Origin of the sequence: Streptomyces nitrosporeus (genome assembly GCF_008704555.1) — a bacterium.
GTDB lineage: Bacteria > Actinomycetota > Actinomycetes > Streptomycetales > Streptomycetaceae > Streptomyces > Streptomyces nitrosporeus.
The window spans coordinates 5,899,953-5,917,408 of record NZ_CP023702.1 but is presented as its reverse complement, the minus strand read 5'-3'; the positions used below and the strand labels follow the sequence as shown (position 1 = coordinate 5,917,408).

10 protein-coding genes are annotated in these 17,456 nt (G+C 72.8%); 7 read left to right on the top strand and 3 right to left on the bottom strand.

The features are described 5' to 3' along the window. Window positions 1–28: 28 nt before the first annotated feature. Window positions 29–979, top strand: a complete 951-nt coding sequence (locus tag CP967_RS26060; protein WP_150490313.1) for a right-handed parallel beta-helix repeat-containing protein — start codon at window positions 29–31, stop codon at window positions 977–979. A gap of 183 nt (window positions 980–1,162) precedes the next feature. Here CP967_RS26060 and rpsA read toward each other — a convergent pair whose 3' ends face one another. Next, window positions 1,163–2,671 (bottom strand): 30S ribosomal protein S1, encoded by a 1,509-nt coding sequence (rpsA, locus tag CP967_RS26055; RefSeq protein WP_150490312.1) that lies wholly within the window; start codon window positions 2,669–2,671, stop codon window positions 1,163–1,165. A gap of 400 nt (window positions 2,672–3,071) precedes the next feature. Between rpsA and CP967_RS26050 the strand changes: the two genes are divergently transcribed. Together CP967_RS26050 and CP967_RS26045 are read left to right on the top strand one after the other, a co-directional pair. Continuing rightward, window positions 3,072–3,899: a class I SAM-dependent methyltransferase gene (locus CP967_RS26050; protein ID WP_150490311.1), complete on the top strand. Its 828-nt coding sequence runs from the start codon at window positions 3,072–3,074 to the stop codon at window positions 3,897–3,899. A 145-nt stretch (window positions 3,900–4,044) separates the two neighbouring features. Continuing rightward, window positions 4,045–6,642, top strand: a complete 2,598-nt coding sequence (locus CP967_RS26045; protein WP_150490310.1) for an ATP-dependent RNA helicase — start codon at window positions 4,045–4,047, stop codon at window positions 6,640–6,642. Window positions 6,643–6,738: 96 nt separating this feature from the next. On the opposite strand, the gene CP967_RS26040 is transcribed toward CP967_RS26045, so the two are convergent. Further along, the gene (locus tag CP967_RS26040; RefSeq protein ID WP_150490309.1) at window positions 6,739–8,436 is read right to left on the bottom strand and encodes a lytic transglycosylase domain-containing protein; all 1,698 of its coding nucleotides are present in this window, start codon (window positions 8,434–8,436) and stop codon (window positions 6,739–6,741) included. 199 nt (window positions 8,437–8,635) lie between these two features. Here CP967_RS26040 and CP967_RS26035 point away from each other — a divergent pair, with 199 nt between their 5' ends. Next, window positions 8,636–9,682, top strand: coding sequence for a DUF4184 family protein (locus CP967_RS26035; RefSeq protein WP_229888317.1), 1,047 nt, complete (start codon window positions 8,636–8,638; stop codon window positions 9,680–9,682). Between the two features lie 97 nt (window positions 9,683–9,779). On the opposite strand, the gene polA is transcribed toward CP967_RS26035, so the two are convergent. Then, window positions 9,780–12,494, bottom strand: coding sequence for a DNA polymerase I (gene polA, locus CP967_RS26030; protein WP_150490308.1), 2,715 nt, complete (start codon window positions 12,492–12,494; stop codon window positions 9,780–9,782). Window positions 12,495–12,672: 178 nt separating this feature from the next. Here polA and CP967_RS26025 point away from each other — a divergent pair, with 178 nt between their 5' ends. The 3 genes from CP967_RS26025 to CP967_RS26015 all read left to right on the top strand — a co-directional run bounded on the left by CP967_RS26025 (window position 12,673) and on the right by CP967_RS26015 (window position 17,438). After that, window positions 12,673–14,943, top strand: coding sequence for an FdhF/YdeP family oxidoreductase (locus tag CP967_RS26025; protein ID WP_150490307.1), 2,271 nt, complete (start codon window positions 12,673–12,675; stop codon window positions 14,941–14,943). 186 nt (window positions 14,944–15,129) lie between these two features. Next, window positions 15,130–15,600, top strand: a complete 471-nt coding sequence (locus CP967_RS26020) for a PaaI family thioesterase (RefSeq protein WP_150490306.1) — start codon at window positions 15,130–15,132, stop codon at window positions 15,598–15,600. A gap of 623 nt (window positions 15,601–16,223) precedes the next feature. Continuing rightward, a complete protein-coding gene (locus CP967_RS26015; protein WP_150492054.1) occupies window positions 16,224–17,438 on the top strand; it encodes a branched-chain amino acid ABC transporter substrate-binding protein in 1,215 nt (404 codons plus the stop codon). The last annotated feature ends 18 nt before the right edge of the window (window positions 17,439–17,456 follow it).

Here is a 17,456-nt window from a genome sequence, read left to right as displayed (position 1 = left end):
CGGCGGGCACTTCGGCGGGAAGGCTCCCATGCGCGTACGCGTCCTGTTCCCCGTCCTGTTCGCCGGCGCGCTGACCGTGGGCGCGCTGCCGTCCGCGGCGGCCGGGGCGGCGGTCGTCGAGGTGTCCACGGCCGCCCAGTTCAAGGCGGCGCTGGCCGCGGCGGTGCCCGGGGTCACGATCCGTCTCGCCGACGGCACCTACACCGGCAACTTCAAGGCGACCGTGCCGGCCACCGCCGCGGCCCGGATCACGGTGACCGGCTCGGAGCGCGCCGTGCTGAAGGCGGGCGGGGGTTACGGCCTGCATCTGAACGGGGCGTCGTACTGGACGGTGTACGGCGTCACCGTCACCGGCGGCCAGAAGGGGATCGTCACGGACGCCGCGGCCGGGGTGGTCATCGACTCGGTGACCGTCCACGACCTCGACATGGAGGGCGTCCACTTCCGCAGGTCGAGCCGGGGCGGCGTACTCCGCGACTCCCGCATCCATGACACGGGCCACGACGGGCGCGGCATGGGCGAGGGCGTGTACGTCGGCACCGCGGGCGATCTGACCGACCGCAGTGACGGGGTGCTGATCACGGGCAATGTGATCGGTCCGGGCGTGGGAGGCGAGAACATCGACATCAAGGAGGGCACGACCGGGACACACGTCATCGGCAACACCTTCGACGGCAGCGGGCTGACCGGCGCCAACTACGACGACTCCTGGGTCGACGTGAAGGGCAACGACGTGCTGGTCGAGAACAACCGGGGCGTACGCACCACGAACAACGGCTACGAGACCCACACCCAGCGGGCCGGCTGGGGCTGCGGAACGGTCTTCCGCGGCAACGTCTCGGATCTGACCGGCGCCACCGGCGCCCTGCGGCTGGCCGTGAACGTCACCAACCTCTCCCCCGCCTGCCCCACCACGGTGTACGGCAGCAACACGGTCACCGGTGGCAACGGCCTGACCAACATCCCCGTGACGCCCTGAGCGCCTCCCCTCCCCGCGCCCCTCCTGCTGGTTCGGAGGGGCGCTGCGCCGGCTCGGCGTACGCTCCGGGCGCGGTACGGGGGCGCGCACACGCATGAGGCCCGCCCCCGGGAAGGGGGCGGGCCTCATGGGCGACTACAGCTCGGCGGTTACCGCGACCGCCGGGCTACCGGAGCCGGAGCGTCAGCTCTGGCCGCCGGCCAGCTTCTCGCGCAGCGCGGCGAGGGCCTCGTCCGACGCCAGGGCGCCGGAGTTGTCCGAGGACTCCGAGGAGTAGGAGCCACCGCTACCGCCGGAGGCGGCCGGGGCGTTGCCCGCCGGGGCGGCAGCGCCCTCGGCAGCGGCAGCCTCGTCGGCCTCGCGGGACTTGATGACCTGGGCCTGGTGCTGCTCGAAGCGCTGCTGCGCCTCGGCGTACTGGGTCTCCCAGACCTCGCGCTGAGCCTCGAAGCCCTCGAGCCAGTCGTTGGTCTCGGGGTCGAAGCCCTCGGGGTAGATGTAGTTGCCCTGGTCGTCGTAGGACGCGGCCATGCCGTACAGGGTCGGGTCGAACTCGACCGACGCCGGGTCCCCGCCGAACGCCTCGTTGGCCTGCTTCAGCGAGAGGCTGATGCGACGGCGCTCGAGGTCGATGTCGATGACCTTGACGAAGATCTCGTCGTTGACCTGGACGACCTGCTCCGGGATCTCCACGTGGCGCTCGGCCAGCTCGGAGATGTGGACCAGGCCCTCGATGCCCTCGTCGACGCGCACGAACGCACCGAAGGGAACCAGCTTGGTGACCTTACCGGGAACGACCTGCCCGATCTGGTGCGTGCGGGCGAACTGCTGCCACGGGTCTTCCTGCGTCGCCTTGAGCGACAGGGAGACGCGCTCGCGGTCCATGTCCACGTCGAGGACCTCGACGGTGACTTCCTGGCCGACCTCGACAACCTCGGAGGGGTGGTCGATGTGCTTCCAGGAGAGCTCGGAGACGTGGACCAGACCGTCGACGCCACCCAGGTCCACGAAGGCACCGAAGTTGACGATCGAGGAGACGACGCCGGAGCGGACCTGACCCTTCTGCAGGGTGGTGAGGAACGTCTGGCGCACCTCGGACTGGGTCTGCTCGAGCCAGGCACGGCGGGACAGGACCACGTTGTTGCGGTTCTTGTCCAGCTCGATGATCTTCGCCTCGAGCTCCTTGCCCACGTAGGGCTGGAGGTCGCGCACACGACGCATCTCGACGAGCGACGCCGGGAGGAAGCCACGGAGGCCGATGTCGAGGATGAGACCACCCTTGACGACCTCGATGACGGTACCGGTGACGATGCCGTCCTCTTCCTTGATCTTCTCGATGGTGCCCCAGGCACGCTCGTACTGAGCGCGCTTCTTCGAGAGGATCAGGCGGCCTTCCTTGTCCTCCTTCTGGAGAACCAGGGCCTCGATCTCGTCACCGACCTTGACGACCTCGTTGGGGTCGACGTCGTGCTTGATCGAGAGCTCGCGGCTCGGGATGACACCTTCGGTCTTGTAACCGATGTCGAGGAGAACCTCGTCCCGGTCAACCTTGACGATGACACCGTCAACGATGTCGCCGTCGTTGAAGTACTTGATCGTCTCGTCGATCGCCGCGAGGAACGCGTCCGCGTCGCCGATGTCGTTGACCGCAACCTGCGGAGTGGTGGCGGTGGTCTCGGTGCTGCTCGTCATGTGGGAAAGGGCTCCGGTACGGACAGTGAGTCGTAGGTACTGCTACGCCGAAAGCCCGTATCGCCTCTGCAGACGCCGGACAGCCTGGAAAGCACCCGACCCGATGACCGGGAGGCGCCTCGACAACCGAGGGGACATGCAACAGACGCGAGCGCGGCCTGCTAGGTCTGAAGCGCGCAGGCTCGCAGCGCAACTTGTAGCATACGGGGGCAGCCGGGCAGGGTCAATGCGCGAAGGCGCACACCCGGGGCACAACGCCCCATACCCCGGCACAACTCACGTCCGCCGAGGCCGGATCGGTCCCCTGCGGCGTGTCGCGGGCGCACGGGGGCGCTTCCGGCGCACGGAGCGTGCGCGGGGCGCCCGCGGCGGGTGAAGGCAAACTACAACGACGGGCACGATGAGCCAAGAGATCCACGGGTGGGAACCTGAAGCGACGCGCCGGGACGCCGGGGGCGCGGAGAGCAGCCGGGCGAACCGCGGCTGGTGGGACCGGAACGCCGACGAGTACCAGAGCGACCACGGGGCCTTCCTCGGGGACGACCGCTTCGTCTGGGGGCCGGAAGGGCTGGACGAGGCCGACGCCGCCCTGCTGGGCCCGGCCGGCTCCCTGGACGGCCTGGACGTCCTGGAGATCGGGGCGGGCGCCGCCCAGTGCTCCCGGTGGCTGGCCGCCCAGGGGGCCCGTCCCGTCGCCCTGGACCTCTCCCACCGCCAGCTCCAGCACGCCCTGCGGATCGGCGGCCGGGTGCCCCTGGTCGAGGCGGACGCGGGTGCGCTGCCCTTCCGGGACCACTCCTTCGACCTGGCCTGTTCCGCCTACGGGGCGGTGCCCTTCGTCGCCGACCCGGTCCAGGTCTTCCGCGAGGTCCACCGGGTGCTGCGCCCCGGCGGCCGGTGGGTCTTCTCCGTGACGCACCCGATCCGCTGGGCCTTCCCCGACGAGCCTGGCCCCGAGGGGCTCTCGGTGGCCTCCTCCTACTTCGACCGGGTGCCGTACGTGGAGCAGGACGAGCGGGGCGAGGCGGTGTACGTCGAGCACCACAGGACGCTGGGTGACCGGGTCCGGGACGTGGTGGCGGGCGGGTTCCGGCTGACGGACCTGGTGGAGCCCGAGTGGCCGGCCTGGAACCGCCAGGAGTGGGGCGGCTGGTCCCCGCTGCGCGGCAGCCTGATCCCCGGCACCGCGGTCTTCGTCTGCGAACGGGACGACCGGCCCGCCCGGTGACCCGCCGGCCCGGGCGGCCGGGGCCGCGGGGGCCGGGGGCCTGACGCTCCGCACCCTTCGGGTCCGCGCCCTTCGGGGCAGCGCCTCCGCCGGTCCGCGCGCCCCGGCGTCCCGGCGCCCGGCGCGGAGGGACGAGACTGGGGGCGTGATCCGCAGCGACGCCCTGGACCAGTTGCCCGTACGCACCGCCCTGCCCGCTCTGCGGCGGGCGCTCGACGAACACGGGGCGGCGGTGCTCTGCGCGCCTCCCGGGACGGGGAAGACGACCCTGGTGCCGCTGGTCCTCGCCGGGCTGACCGGTGACGGGCCGGTGCGCCGGGTCGTGGTCGCCGAGCCGCGCCGGATCGCCGCGCGGGCGGCCGCGCGGCGGATGGCGTGGCTGCTCGGGGAGCGGGCCGGCGGGCGGGTCGGCTTCACGGTGCGCGGGGAGCGCCTGGTGGGCCCGGACACGGTGGTGGAGGTGGTGACCACCGGGGTGCTGCTCCAGCGGCTCCAGCGCGACCAGGAGCTGTCCGGGACCGATGTGGTGATCATCGACGAGTGCCATGAGCGGCACCTGGACGCGGACACCGTCGCGGCGTTCCTCCTCGACGTACGCGCGACGCTCAGGCCCGGCCTGCGGCTGGTCGCCGCGTCGGCGACCACGGACGCGGAGGGCTGGGCCCGGCTGCTGGGTGACGCGCCGGTCGTCGAGGCCCGGGGGGTGTCGTACCCGGTGGAGACGGTGTGGGCGCCGCCGTCCTCGGCGACGCGCCCGCCGCACGGGACGCGGGTGGATCCGGTGTTCCTGGCGCATGTGGCGGCGGTGGTGCGCCGGGCGCTCGCGGAGCGGGACGGCGACGTGCTGTGCTTCCTGCCGGGCGTCGGGGAGGCCGGCCGGGTGGCGGGGCTGCTCGCCGGGGTGGACGCCGAGGTGCTCCAGGTGCACGGGCGGGCCCCGGCCGGTGTCCAGGACGCGGTGCTGGCCGGGCCGGTGCGGGGGCGCCGGGTGGTGCTGTCGACGTCGGTGGCGGAGTCGTCCCTGACGGTGCCGGGGGTGCGGGTCGTCGTGGACTCGGGGCTGGCCCGGGAGCCCCGGGTGGATCACGCCCGCGGGCTGAGCGCGCTCACGACGGTGCGGGCCTCGCGGGCCACGGGCCGTCAGCGGGCCGGCCGGGCGGGGCGTGAGGCGCCGGGCGCGGTGTACCGCTGCTGGGACGAGGCGGAGGACGGGCGGCTCGCCGCGTTCCCGTCGCCGGAGATCAAGGTGGCCGATCTGGCGGCGTTCGCGCTCCAGGCGGCGTGCTGGGGTGATCCGGACGCCTCGGGTCTCGCCCTGCTGGATCCGCCGCCGGCCGGGGCGATGGGGGCGGCGCGGGAGGTGCTGACGGCGGTCGGCGCGGTGGACGCGGCGGGCCGGGCGACGCCCCGGGGCGTACGCATGTCCCGGCTGGGCCTGCACCCCCGCCTGGGCCGGGCCCTGCTCGACGGGGCGGAGGAGGTGGGCGGGCGCCGGGCGGCGGAGGTGGTGGCCCTGCTGGGCGAGGAGCCGCCGCGGGAGTACGGCGACGACCTGGCGGCCGCCCTGCGGACGGCGCGGCGGGGCGGTGACGCCTACGCGGCGCGCTGGCGGCAGGAGGTACGGCGGCTGTCCTCGGCGCTGGAAGGCGCCCGGGGCGGTGGCCGGGGCGGCGCGGGGGCGCCGTCCGGTCCGGGGGCGCGGGGCGGAGGCGGCCTGTCCGGGGCGGGCGGGCCGGGGGCGGCCCCCGGTGACGGGCCCGGGGGCACGGACGACGCGGCGGCCGGGACGGTGGCCGCGCTGGCGTTCCCCGAGCGGGTGGCGCGGGCCAGGGGTGAGGGGGCGTTCCTGATGGCGTCCGGTACCGGCGCCGGGCTGCGGGAGGGTTCGCCGCTGCGCCGGGCTCCCTGGCTGGCCGTCGCGGTGGCCGACCGGCCGGCGCACTCCGCGTCGGCCCGGGTGAGGCTCGCGGCCGTGGTGGACGAGGACACCGCCCTGTCGGCCGCGGACCGGCTGCGGTTCGCGGGCGAGGAGGTCCGCTGGGCGGACGGCGATGTGGTGGCCCGCGCCGTGGAGCGGCTCGGCGCCATCGAGCTGTCGGTACGTCCGCTGCGCGATCCGGACCCCGCCCTGGTGCGCGGCGCGCTGCTGGAGGGCCTGGGCCGGGAGGGGACGGGACTGCTGGGCTGGAGCCGGGACGCCCGGGCGCTGCGGGCCCGGCTGGGGTTCCTGCACCGGGTGCTGGGGGCGCCGTGGCCGGATGTGTCGGACGGTGCACTGCTGTCGCGGGCGCAGGAGTGGCTGGAGCCGGAGCTGTCGCGGGCGCGGCGGCGGGCGGATCTGGCGCGGATCGACGCGGGGCAGGCGGTGCGGCGGCTGCTGCCGTGGGCGACGGGTGAGGCGGGGCGGCTGGACGAGCTGGCCCCGGAGCGGATCGAGGTGCCGAGCGGTTCGCGGATCCGGGTGGAGTACGGCGGTGAACAGCCCGTACTGGCGGTGAAGTTGCAGGAGCTGTTCGGGCTGGGGGAGACACCGCGGGTGGCGGGGGTGCCCGTCCTCGTGCACCTGCTGTCCCCCGCCGGGCGTCCGGCCGCGGTGACGGCGGACCTGGCGTCGTTCTGGCGGGAGGGCTACCGGGCGGTGCGGGCGGAGCTGCGGGGGCGCTACCCCAGGCATCCCTGGCCGGAGGACCCGGCGTCGGTGAAGGCGACACGTTCCACTTCGGCGCGGTCGCGCCGGGAGTGAGCCGGCGCGGCCCGCGTGTGCGGGCCCCGGCCGGTACGCGCGGCGGCCCCGGCCGGAGCGGGTCCGGCCGGGGCTGCCGTGTGCGCGGACGGCGGGTCAGGCGGGCGGTTCCTGGACGGTGAGTGTGAGCGTGAGCGTGGCGCCGCTCCCGGTGGTGAGGCGGAGCAGGTAGGTGCCCGCGGTGTCGCCGGCGTGGATCCGCGGGAGTTCCAGGGTGCCGTCGGGGCCGGTCGTCAGGGTGAGCGTACGTACCGGCTTGTCGCCGGTGGTCTCGAAGTACGGGCCCTCGGTGTTCTCGGCGGGCGCGGCGGCGTCGGTGGTCATCACGGCGGTGAAGGAGGTGTCGGCGAGGCCGGTTCCCTTGTACGTCGTCCTGACCTCGACAGGGGCGAACTCGGAGCCGGCGGTGGCCGTCAGGGCTTCCTCGCCGGTGCGGGTGATCGCGTCGGCCCGGCGGGCGGTGACGCTCGCCGTGAAGGTGACGGTGTAGGGCCGCACGGTACCGGCGGTGGCCGTCACCGTGAACGTCCCGGTCTTCTCACCGGCGGTCAGCACCGGTGCGGTGGCGGTGCCGTCGGCCCCGGTGACCAGGGTGGCCGTGGCCTCGCCGCCGGGGAACCGGGCGTCGGAGCCGGTCACGGTGAAGGTCACCTCGGTCCTGGCGAGCGGGTCGCCCAGGGTGTTCCGGGCCTGCACGGTGACGCGTTCGGCGAAGGCCTCGCCCGCCGTGGCGGCCAGGGTTCCCGTCCCCGCGTCCCGCAGGGACCCGAGCCTCGGCGCGGGGGAGGGGGTGGCGGGGGGTGTCGTCGGGTCGGGCGCCGGGGTGGTGGTGCCGCCGGGCTTCGGGGTGGTGGGCTCCGGGCTCGGCTTCGTACCGCCGCCGGAACCGGCCGGTGTGGCGCCGGGCTTCGGGGAGGAGCTGGGCTTCGGGGAGGCCGTGGCCGGGGAGCCGCCGCCCTGGCCGGTGCTGCCGCTGGTCCGGCCGGAGGGGAGGACGCCGGTGCCGTCGGGGACCTCGTGGGTGCCTCGGTTGTAGAAGTCGAACCAGGAGCGCACCGTGCGCAGGTACTCCTGCGAGTGGTTGTAGCTCAGCACGGCCCGGTCGAGGTCGGCGGCGAGGGCCAGGTCGCGGTCGCCCGCGCAGAGGTAGCGTCCGGCGGCCAGCGCCGCGTCGTAGATGTTGTTGGGGTCCTCGCGGCCGTCGCCGTTGCCGTCCTGGCCCCAGGTCGCCCAGGTGGACGGGATGAACTGCATCGGGCCGACCGCCCGGTCGTGCGTGGAGTCACCGTCGTACGCGCCGTCGTCGGTGTCGCGGATCAGCGCGAAACCCTGCCCGTTGAGGGCGGGGCCGAGGATCGGGGAGAGGGTGGTGCCGTCGGCGGTGACCTTGCCGCCGCGGGCCTGGCCCGACTCGACCTTGCCGATCGCGGCCAGCAGCTGCCACGGCAGGCGGCACGCGGGATCGGTGCCCGCGACCTCGCGTTCGGCCTTCTTGTACGCGTCGAGGACGGTCGCGGGTATCCCCGACTGGGTGCTCCCGGTCGCGGGGATGCCGGTGGACGTCCCGGGCGGGCCGGGCGTGGTGAGCGGCGGAAGGTCGGTGTGGTAGGGCGAGTTGCCGGTGGCCGCGCCGTCCGGGGAGTCGGTGTTGCCGGCGGCCGCCCGATCCCCGTTCGCGGCGTCGTCAGCCGTCACGGAAGGGGCCTGCGAGGCGGCCAGTGCCGCCACCGCCGCCGCGGCGACCGCGGTGCTGGTCGCTCCCTTGCGCAGCCGGCGGCCGAATTGCGCTGCCATGTGTCCGGGTCCTCCCCCTCGTCGGCTGTCCGCGCTCCCCAGCGCGAGGACTCCGGTGACCCTACGGCACCTTGTGCTGCCCGGACACCGCCCCCCGGCCGGTTCTTACCGATTTTTCACGTCCGGACAGGCATGTCGTCAGGTGCTGTTCGTCTCAGGGCGCCGGGCGGCCCGCCCGGGCTCGCACATACTTGCCGCCATGCCGTTCACCCTCAGCCATGCCGCCGCCGTCCTGCCGGGAATCCGCGGATCCGGTTCGGGCCGCGGGCCGTTCGTCGCCTCGGCACTGGTGGCGGGTTCCTTCGCGCCCGACCTGACGTACTACGCGGACACCGTCGTTCCGGGGGCGATGGAGTTCGGTGAGGTGACCCATTCCGTCCTGGGGGTGTTCACCGTGGACGTCCTCGTCACGGGTGTGCTGGTGGCGCTCTGGCTGATGCTGCGGGAACCGCTGGTGGCGCTGCTGCCCGCCGGGTGGCGGGGGCGGGTGCACGCGTTCGTACGGGGGCACGGCGGTGAGCCGGGGACCTCACGGGCGGCCCGGGGCGGGCGGGTCGTCCGGGGCGGGTGGTTCGTCCGGGGCGGGTGGTTCGTCCGGGGCGGGTGGTTCGTGCTGTCCGCGGTCGTCGGCGCGGGCACCCATGTGGTGTGGGACGCCTTCACCCACCACGGCCGGTGGGGCACCCGGCTGGTGCCCGCCCTCGGCGGGAGCGTCGGCGGCCATCCGGTGTTCCAGCTGGTGCAGTACGGGAGTTCGGCACTGGCCCTGGCGGTCCTGGTGTGGTTCACGGCGAGCGGTCTGCGGCGCACCGGCCCCGCCCCCGTGCCCGCGTCGCTGCCGGTGCTCGGCCGGGCGGAACGCCGCTGGGCGGCCGCGCTGCTGGGGCTGTGCGTGCTGCTGGGCACCGCCCACCGGTGCGCCCGCTGGTACGCCTACTTCGGGCGCGTCGACACCCCGCTCGACATCATCCCGACCGCGTGCTTCGGAGCCGGGGCCGGTCTGGCGGCCGGACTGCTGCTGTACGGGGCGTGGATGCGGCTGCGCCCGCGTCCCGGCCGCCCTTCCCCGGCGGGCCCGGCAGGATCCGCGGGCCGGGCCGGAGGCACGGGCCCCGCGGGGGCCGCGGGTCCGGCCGAAGCCGCGGCACTGCCAGGAGCCGCGGAGCCGACGGGGGCCGCGGAGCCGACGAGGGCCGTACCCGGCCGTCACGGGGCGGCGGACGGCCGCCCCGCTCCCGGGGAGTGAAGCACCCGCCCGGAGCCAGGGGCGAAGCGCCGCCCGGCACCAGGGGATGAAGCACCGCCCCGCTCCCGGAGAGCGGGGCAGGGGCGGTGCGGCGGGGTCAGTGGGCCGCCGACTCCCAGTCCGCTCCGACGCCGACCGACACGTCCAGCGGCGCCCGGAGTTCGACCGCCGTCGACATCTCGTGCCGCAGGATCTCCTCGACCCGCTCCCGCTCGCCCGGGGCGATCTCCAGGACGATTTCGTCATGGACCTGGAGCAGCATCCGCGAGGTGAGCCCGGCCTCGCTCAGCGCCCGGTCCACCTTCAGCATCGCGACCTTGACGATGTCGGCGGCCGTCCCCTGGATCGGGGCGTTGAGCGCCATCCGCTCCGCCATCTCCCGCCGCTGCCGGTTGCTGCTGGTCAGGTCGGGGAGGTAGCGGCGGCGGCCGAAGACCGTCTCCGTGTATCCGGTGGCCCTGGCCTCCTCCACCACCCGGTGCAGGTAGTCACGCACCCCGCCGAACCGCAGGAAGTACGTGTCCATCAGCGCACGGGCCTCGCCCGCTTCGATGTTCAGCTGCTGGGACAGCCCGAACGCCGAGAGCCCGTACGCCAGTCCGTAGGACATCGCCTTGATCTTGCGGCGCATCTCCGCGTCGACCGCGGACTTCTCGACGCCGAACACCTGGGAGGCGACCGTCGTGTGCAGGTCCTCCCCCGAGGTGAACGCCTCGATCAGACCGGCGTCCTCGGACAGGTGCGCCATCACCCGCAGCTCGATCTGGCTGTAGTCGGCCGTCATCAGCGACTCGAAGCCCTCGCCGACGACGAAGCCCCGGCGGATCGCCCGGCCCTCGTCCGTACGCACGGGGATGTTCTGCAGGTTGGGGTCGGTCGAGGAGAGCCGGCCGGTCGCCGCGACCGTCTGGTTGAACGTGGTGTGGATGCGGCCGTCACCGCCGATCGTCTTGACCAGGCCCTCGACCGTCACCCGCAGCTTCGCCTGCTCGCGGTGGCGCAGCATGATGACCGGCAGCTCGTGCTCGGTCCGGGCCGCCAGCCACGCCAGGGCGTCGGCGTCCGTGGTGTACCCCGTCTTCGTCTTCTTCGTCTTCGGCAGTGCCAGCTCCCCGAAGAGGACCTCCTGGAGCTGCTTGGGCGAGCCCAGGTTGAACTCCCGGCCCACCGCGGCGTGCGCCTCCTTCACCGCCTGCTGCACGGCACCGGCGAACTGCTGCTCCATGCCCTCCAGGTGCGCCCGGTCGGCGGCGATGCCCGCCCGCTCCAGGCGGGCCAGCAGGAGGGACGTCGGCAGTTCCATGTCGTGCAGCAGGCCGGTGGCTCCGACCTCCTCCAGCCGCACCGCGAACGCGTCACCGAGGTCCAGCACCGCGCGCGCCTGCGACATCAGCGCATCGGCCTCGGCCCGCTCGTCCGCGCCGAACGCCAGCTGCCCGTCGGACGCGGCGGCCGGGGCCAGCTCCCGGCCCAGGTACTCCACCGACAGCGCGTCCAGGGCGAAGGAACGGCGTCCGGGCTTGACCAGGTAGGCGGCCAGCGCGGTGTCCATGGTGACCCCGGCCAGCCGCCATCCCCGCTCGGGGAAGACCCGCATGGCGTTCTTCGCGTTGTGCATGACCTTGGGCCGCGCGGGGTCCGCCGCCCACGCGGCGAACGCCTGCTCGTCGGCCTCGTCGAGCCCGGAGGGGTCGAACCAGGCCGCGGCACCGCCGGCCGCCGCCAGCGCCACCTCCGTCACCTCGCCCGCGCCCAGCGACCAGGTGTCCACCGTGACCATGCCCAGCGGCTCGGTGCCGTGCTCCTCCAGCCACGGCGCCAGCTCACCCGCGCCCAGCACCGCGCCGTCCAGCTCGACACCGGCCGCCGGCGCCGGGGCGGCCTCCGCCCCGGCCGCGCCCGGGTCCACCGCCATCAGCCGCTCACGCAGACTCGGGTTACGGATCTCCAGGACGTCCAGCACCCCCGTCACCGCCGTGCGGTCGTACGGGGCGCGCTCCAGCTCGGTGGCCCCCTTGGGCAGCTCCACGTCCCGGACCATCTCCGTCAGCACACGGTTCATCTTCACCGCGTCCAGGTGGTCCCGGAGGTTCTGCCCGGCCTTCCCCTTGACCTCGTCGGCACGCTCCACCAGCTCCGCGAACGAACCGAACTGGTTGATCCACTTCGCCGCGGTCTTCTCCCCCACCCCCGGGATGCCCGGAAGGTTGTCCGACGGGTCGCCGCGCAGCGCCGCGAAGTCCGGGTACTGGGCGGGGGTCAGGCCGTACTTCTCCTCGACCTTCGCCGGGGTGAAGCGGGTCAGCTCCGACACGCCCTTCGTCGGGTACAGCACCGTGACGCTGTCCGTGATCAGCTGGAACGAGTCCCGGTCACCGGTGACGATCAGCACCTCGAAACCCGCCGCCTCGGCCTGGGTGGCCAGCGTCGCGATGACGTCGTCCGCCTCGAACCCGTCGACCGCGAACCGGTCCGCGTGCATCGCGTCCAGCAGCTCACCGATCAGCTCCACCTGCCCCTTGAACTCGTCGGGGGTCTTGGAGCGGTTCGCCTTGTACTCCGGGAACTTCGCCGAACGCCACGTCTTGCGCGACACGTCGAACGCCACCGCGAAGTGCGTGGGCGCCTCGTCACGCAACGTGTTCGCCAGCATCGACATGAAGCCGTACACGGCATTCGTCGGCTGCCCCGTCGCCGTCGTGAAATTCTCCGCGGGCAGGGCGAAGAACGCCCGGTACGCCAGGGAGTGCCCGTCCATCAGGAGCAGGCGCGGTCGGTTGTCTGCCGTCTTCTTCGATGCCGTCTCAGCCACGCCCCCGATCCTGCCACGTACCACCGACAATCCGGACCGGCTGCCACTCGCACCCCACTGGAGAACCACCGCACCCCCCGCCGCACGCCCCGCGCACCACCCCCGCCCTCCGCACCCGGCCCGCCCCCGCCGCGTGACAGGATCGAGGAGCAGCGAAGCGAAGACGAAGGGGAGCACCATGGCCACCGAGCCCCCGACCGGCGACCCGGTCCAGGACGCACCACGGGTCGAAGCGGCCCGGCACTCCGCCGCGGGACTCCCCGCCGTCGCCCACACCCTGCGCGTCGCCCAGCGGCAGATGGGCCTGCGCCGCACCGCCCGGACCCTCCTCAAGGTCAACCAGAAGGACGGCTTCGACTGCCCCGGCTGCGCCTGGCCCGAGGGCGACGAACGGCACACCGCCGAGTTCTGCGAGAACGGCGCCAAGGCCGTCGCCGAGGAAGCCACCCTGCGCCGCGTCACCCCCGGCTTCTTCGCCGCCCACCCCGTCGCCGGCCTCGCCGGCCGCAGCGGCTACTGGCTCGGCCAGCAGGGCCGCATCACGCAGCCCGTGTACCTGCCCGAGGGCGCCGACCGGTACGAGCCCGTGACCTGGGACCGCGCCTTCGGAATCATCGCGGAGGAGCTCACCGCGCTCGCCTCCCCCGACGAGGCCCTCTTCTACACCTCGGGCCGCACCAGCAACGAGGCCGCCTTCCTCCTCCAGCTCTTCGCCCGCGAGTTCGGCACCAACAACCTCCCCGACTGCTCCAACATGTGCCACGAGTCGTCCGGCTCCGCACTCACCGAGACCATCGGCATCGGCAAGGGCAGCGTCAGCCTCGAAGACCTCCACCGGGCCGACCTGATCATCGTCGCCGGACAGAACCCCGGCACCAACCACCCCCGCATGCTCTCCGCCCTCGAACGGGCCAAGTCCGCCGGTGCGAAGATCATCTCGGTCAACCCGCTCCCCGAAGCCGGCCTCGAACGGTTCAAGAACCCCCAGACCGCCCGCGGCATGCTGAAGGGCACCGCCCTCACCGACCTCTTCCTGCAGATCCGCCTCGGCGGCGACCAGGCGCTCTTCCGCCTCCTCAACAAGCTGATCATCGAGACCGAGGGCGCCGTCGACACCGCCTTCGTCGACGGACACACCCACGGTTACGAAGAGTTCGCCCGCGCCGCCCGCGCCGCGGACTGGGACGAGACACTCACCGCCACCGGCCTCGACCGCACCGCGATCGAACAGGCCCTCGCCCTGGTCCTCGCCTCGAAGCGCACCATCGTCTGCTGGGCCATGGGCCTCACCCAGCACAAGCACTCCGTCCCCACCATCCGCGAAGTCGTCAACTTCCTCCTGCTCCGCGGCAACATCGGCCGCCCCGGCGCCGGCGTCTGCCCCGTACGCGGCCACTCCAACGTCCAGGGCGACCGCACCATGGGCATCTTCGAACGCCCCGCCCCCGCCTTCCTCGACGCCCTCGACAAGGAATTCGGCATCACCTCGCCGCGCCACCACGGCTACGACGTCGTCCGCTCCATCCAGGCCCTGCGCGACGGCGACGCCAAGGTCTTCTTCGCGATGGGCGGCAACTTCGTCGCCGCCGCTCCCGACACCGACGTCACCGAGGCCGCCATGCGCAAGGCCCGCCTCACCGTCCACGTCTCCACGAAACTCAACCGCTCCCACGTGGTCACCGGCACCCGCGCACTGATCCTGCCCACCCTCGGCCGCACCGACAAGGACGTACAGGCGGGGCGCAGGCAGGTCGTCACCGTCGAGGACTCCATGGGCACGGTCCACGCCTCCCGCGGCAACCTCACCCCCGCGAGCCCTCACCTGCTCTCCGAACCCGCCATCGTCGCCCGCCTCGCCCGCGCCGTCCTCGGCCCCGCCTCCACCACCCCCTGGGAGGAGTTCGGACGCGACTACGCCGCCATCCGCGACCGCATCGCCCGCGTCGTCCCCGGCTTCGAGGACTTCAACACCCGCGTCGCCGCACCCGGGGGCTTCGCCCTCCCCCACGCCCCGCGCGACGAACGGCGCTTCCCCACCGCCACCGGCAAGGCCAACTTCACCGCGGCCCCCGTCGAATACCCCCGCCTCCCCGAAGGCCGCCTGCTCCTGCAGACCCTGCGCTCCCACGACCAGTACAACACCACGGTCTACGGCCTCGACGACCGTTACCGCGGCATCAAGAACGGCCGCCGCGTCGTCCTCGTCAACCCCGACGACGCCCGCGCCCTCGGCCTGGCCGACGGCGCCTACACCGACCTCGTCAGCGAATGGCACGACGGCACCGAACGCCGCGCCCCCGGCTTCCGCGTCGTCCACTACCCCACCGCCCGCGGCTGCGCCGCCGCGTACTACCCCGAGACCAACGTCCTGGTCCCCCTCGACGCCACGGCCGACACCAGCAACACCCCGGCCGGCAAATCGGTCGTCATCCGCCTGGAGACCCCCTGACCCCTCCGGCCCCGGGGCCCGTCCGGAAGAACGCCCCCGGACGGGCCCCGGGAGGCCGGACGGAACGGGGACACCGCAGGCCGGGCACCGGGCACCTCTTCCGCAGGAGCTCTAAGCGTCCGCTCACCCGTCTGATAAGAACGGTGCGCACAGCAACGAACCGCACGGACGATCGGAGCCGCACCCATGGGCGAGCACATCGCACCCACGTTCCCCCAGGAGATCATCGACGAATACGCCGCACTCGGCGTCGACCTCCCCGCACTCTTCTCCGCCGGCCACCTCGGCGAGCGCATGGGCGTACGGATCGTCGAGGCGTCCGCCGACCGCGTCGTCGGCACCATGCCCGTCGAGGGCAACACCCAGCCCTACGGGCTCCTCCACGGCGGCGCCTCCGCCGTCCTCGCCGAGACCCTCGGCTCCGTCGGCTCCATGCTGCACGGCGGCGCCGCCAAGCTGGCCGTCGGCGTCGACCTCAACTGCACCCACCACCGCGGCGTCCAAAGCGGCCTCGTCACCGGCGTCGCCACCCCCGTCCACCGCGGCCGCACCACCGCCACCTACGAGATCGTCATCACCGACGACCAGGACAAGCGGGTCTGCACCGCCCGCCTCACCTGCCTCCTGCGCGACGCCCCCCGGCCCGCCGCCGGCTGATCCGGCCCGGCCCTCCCCCGCCCCACCCCCTGCCCGGCCCGCGATACACACCGTATTCCGGACCGGGCAGACCCATATCCGGTGCACAGCACATCAGTTGACCCATGGACACGGTCAACCCCCTTGACCTGCACCGCCGTTCCATGAGCCACTGCACCGACCCGGCCCCGGACCCCCACCGGACCACCCGGCATACCCCACAGATGTAACACTGCGTAACAACTGCGCCATACACGAACCACAGCCGGCCGCCCCCGCCCACCCCGGCCCGCCCGTTCCGGCACGCCCGCTGCGCCCCGATTCGCGCGACAGCACCAAGATCACCCCAAGCCCCTTAGCAGAGCTGCGAGTTCTCACCATGCGGTCACTTCACCGCCAGGGAAAAAGCCGCACATGTCCACACTGCGACCACCAAGCCTTCCCCATGGCATAACAAGACAGTCACATCATCAGCGGACCCGTCCCGCACCCCCGCACCTGCGCTTAGAGTCACGGCCAGTCACCGCGCCGCCGGGCGCGACTGCTGCACGGCCTGTATCCACCAGTACGGCCCGGCGAACACCACGGCACCTCAAGCAGAGGAAGCCGCGCCAGGGAAAGGACCTTTCGTGCGACACCGTTCACTGCTCATACTCACCGCAGTCCTCACCACCGGAGCACTGACTCTCACCGCCTGCGGCTCGCGCGACGACAACAAGAACAGCGGTGACGGCGGCGGCGGCGAGAACCAGAAAGTCGTCATCGGATTCGACGGCCCCCTGACCGGCGACCTCTCCGCCCTCGGCCTCGGCATGAAGAACTCCGCCGACCTCGCCATCAAGATCGCCAACAAGGAGAAGGTCGTCCCCGGCGTCACCTTCGAACTCAAGGCACTCGACGACCAGGCCCAGCCCTCCGTCGGCCAGCAGAACGCCGCCACCTTCATCGGCGACAAGAACGTCCTCGGCGTCATCGGCCCGCTGAACTCCGGCGTCTCCCAGTCGATGCAGAAGCCCCTCAACGACGCCAGCCTCACCCAGATCTCCCCCGCCAACACCGGCACCGAGCTCACCCAGGGCAACAACTGGAAGACCGGCGACAAGAAGCGCCCCTACAAGACCTACTTCCGCACCGCCACCACCGACGCCATCCAGGGCGCCTTCGCCGCGAACTACCTCTTCGACAAGGCGAAGATCAAGGACGTCTACCTCATCGACGACCAGAAGCCCTACGGCGCCGGCCTCGCCGCCTCCTTCAAGAACACCTTCACCGAACTCGGCGGCAAGATCGTCGGCACCGACCACATCAACCCCGACGACCGCGACTTCAACTCCGTCGTCACCAAGGTCAAGGGCTCCGGCGCCAAAGCCGTCTACTACGGCGGCGAATACCCCGCCGGCGCACCCCTGAGCCAGCAGCTCAAGGACAGCGTCCAGATCCCCCTCATGGGCGGCGACGGCATGTACAGCGCCGACTTCATCAGCCTCAACAAGAAGGCCGAAGGCGACATCGCCACCTCCGTCGGCAAGCCCGTCGAAGAACTCGACTCCGCCAAGAAGTTCATCGCCGACTACAAGACCGCCGGATACAAGGACGCCTACGAGGCCTACGGCGGCGGCACCTACGACGCCACCTGGTCCATCATCGAGGCCGTCAAGATCGCCCTCGCCGACAACGACGGCAAGCTCCCCGACGACGCCCGCGCCAAGGTCCTCGAAGCCATGGACAAGGTCAAGTTCGACGGCGTCACCGGCCCCGTCTCCTTCGACGAATACGGCGACACCACCAACACCATGATGACCGCCTACCAGGTCACCGGCGGCAAGTGGACCTCCAAGCTCAGCGAGGCCGTCAAGTAACACCCGCCCCGGAAACCG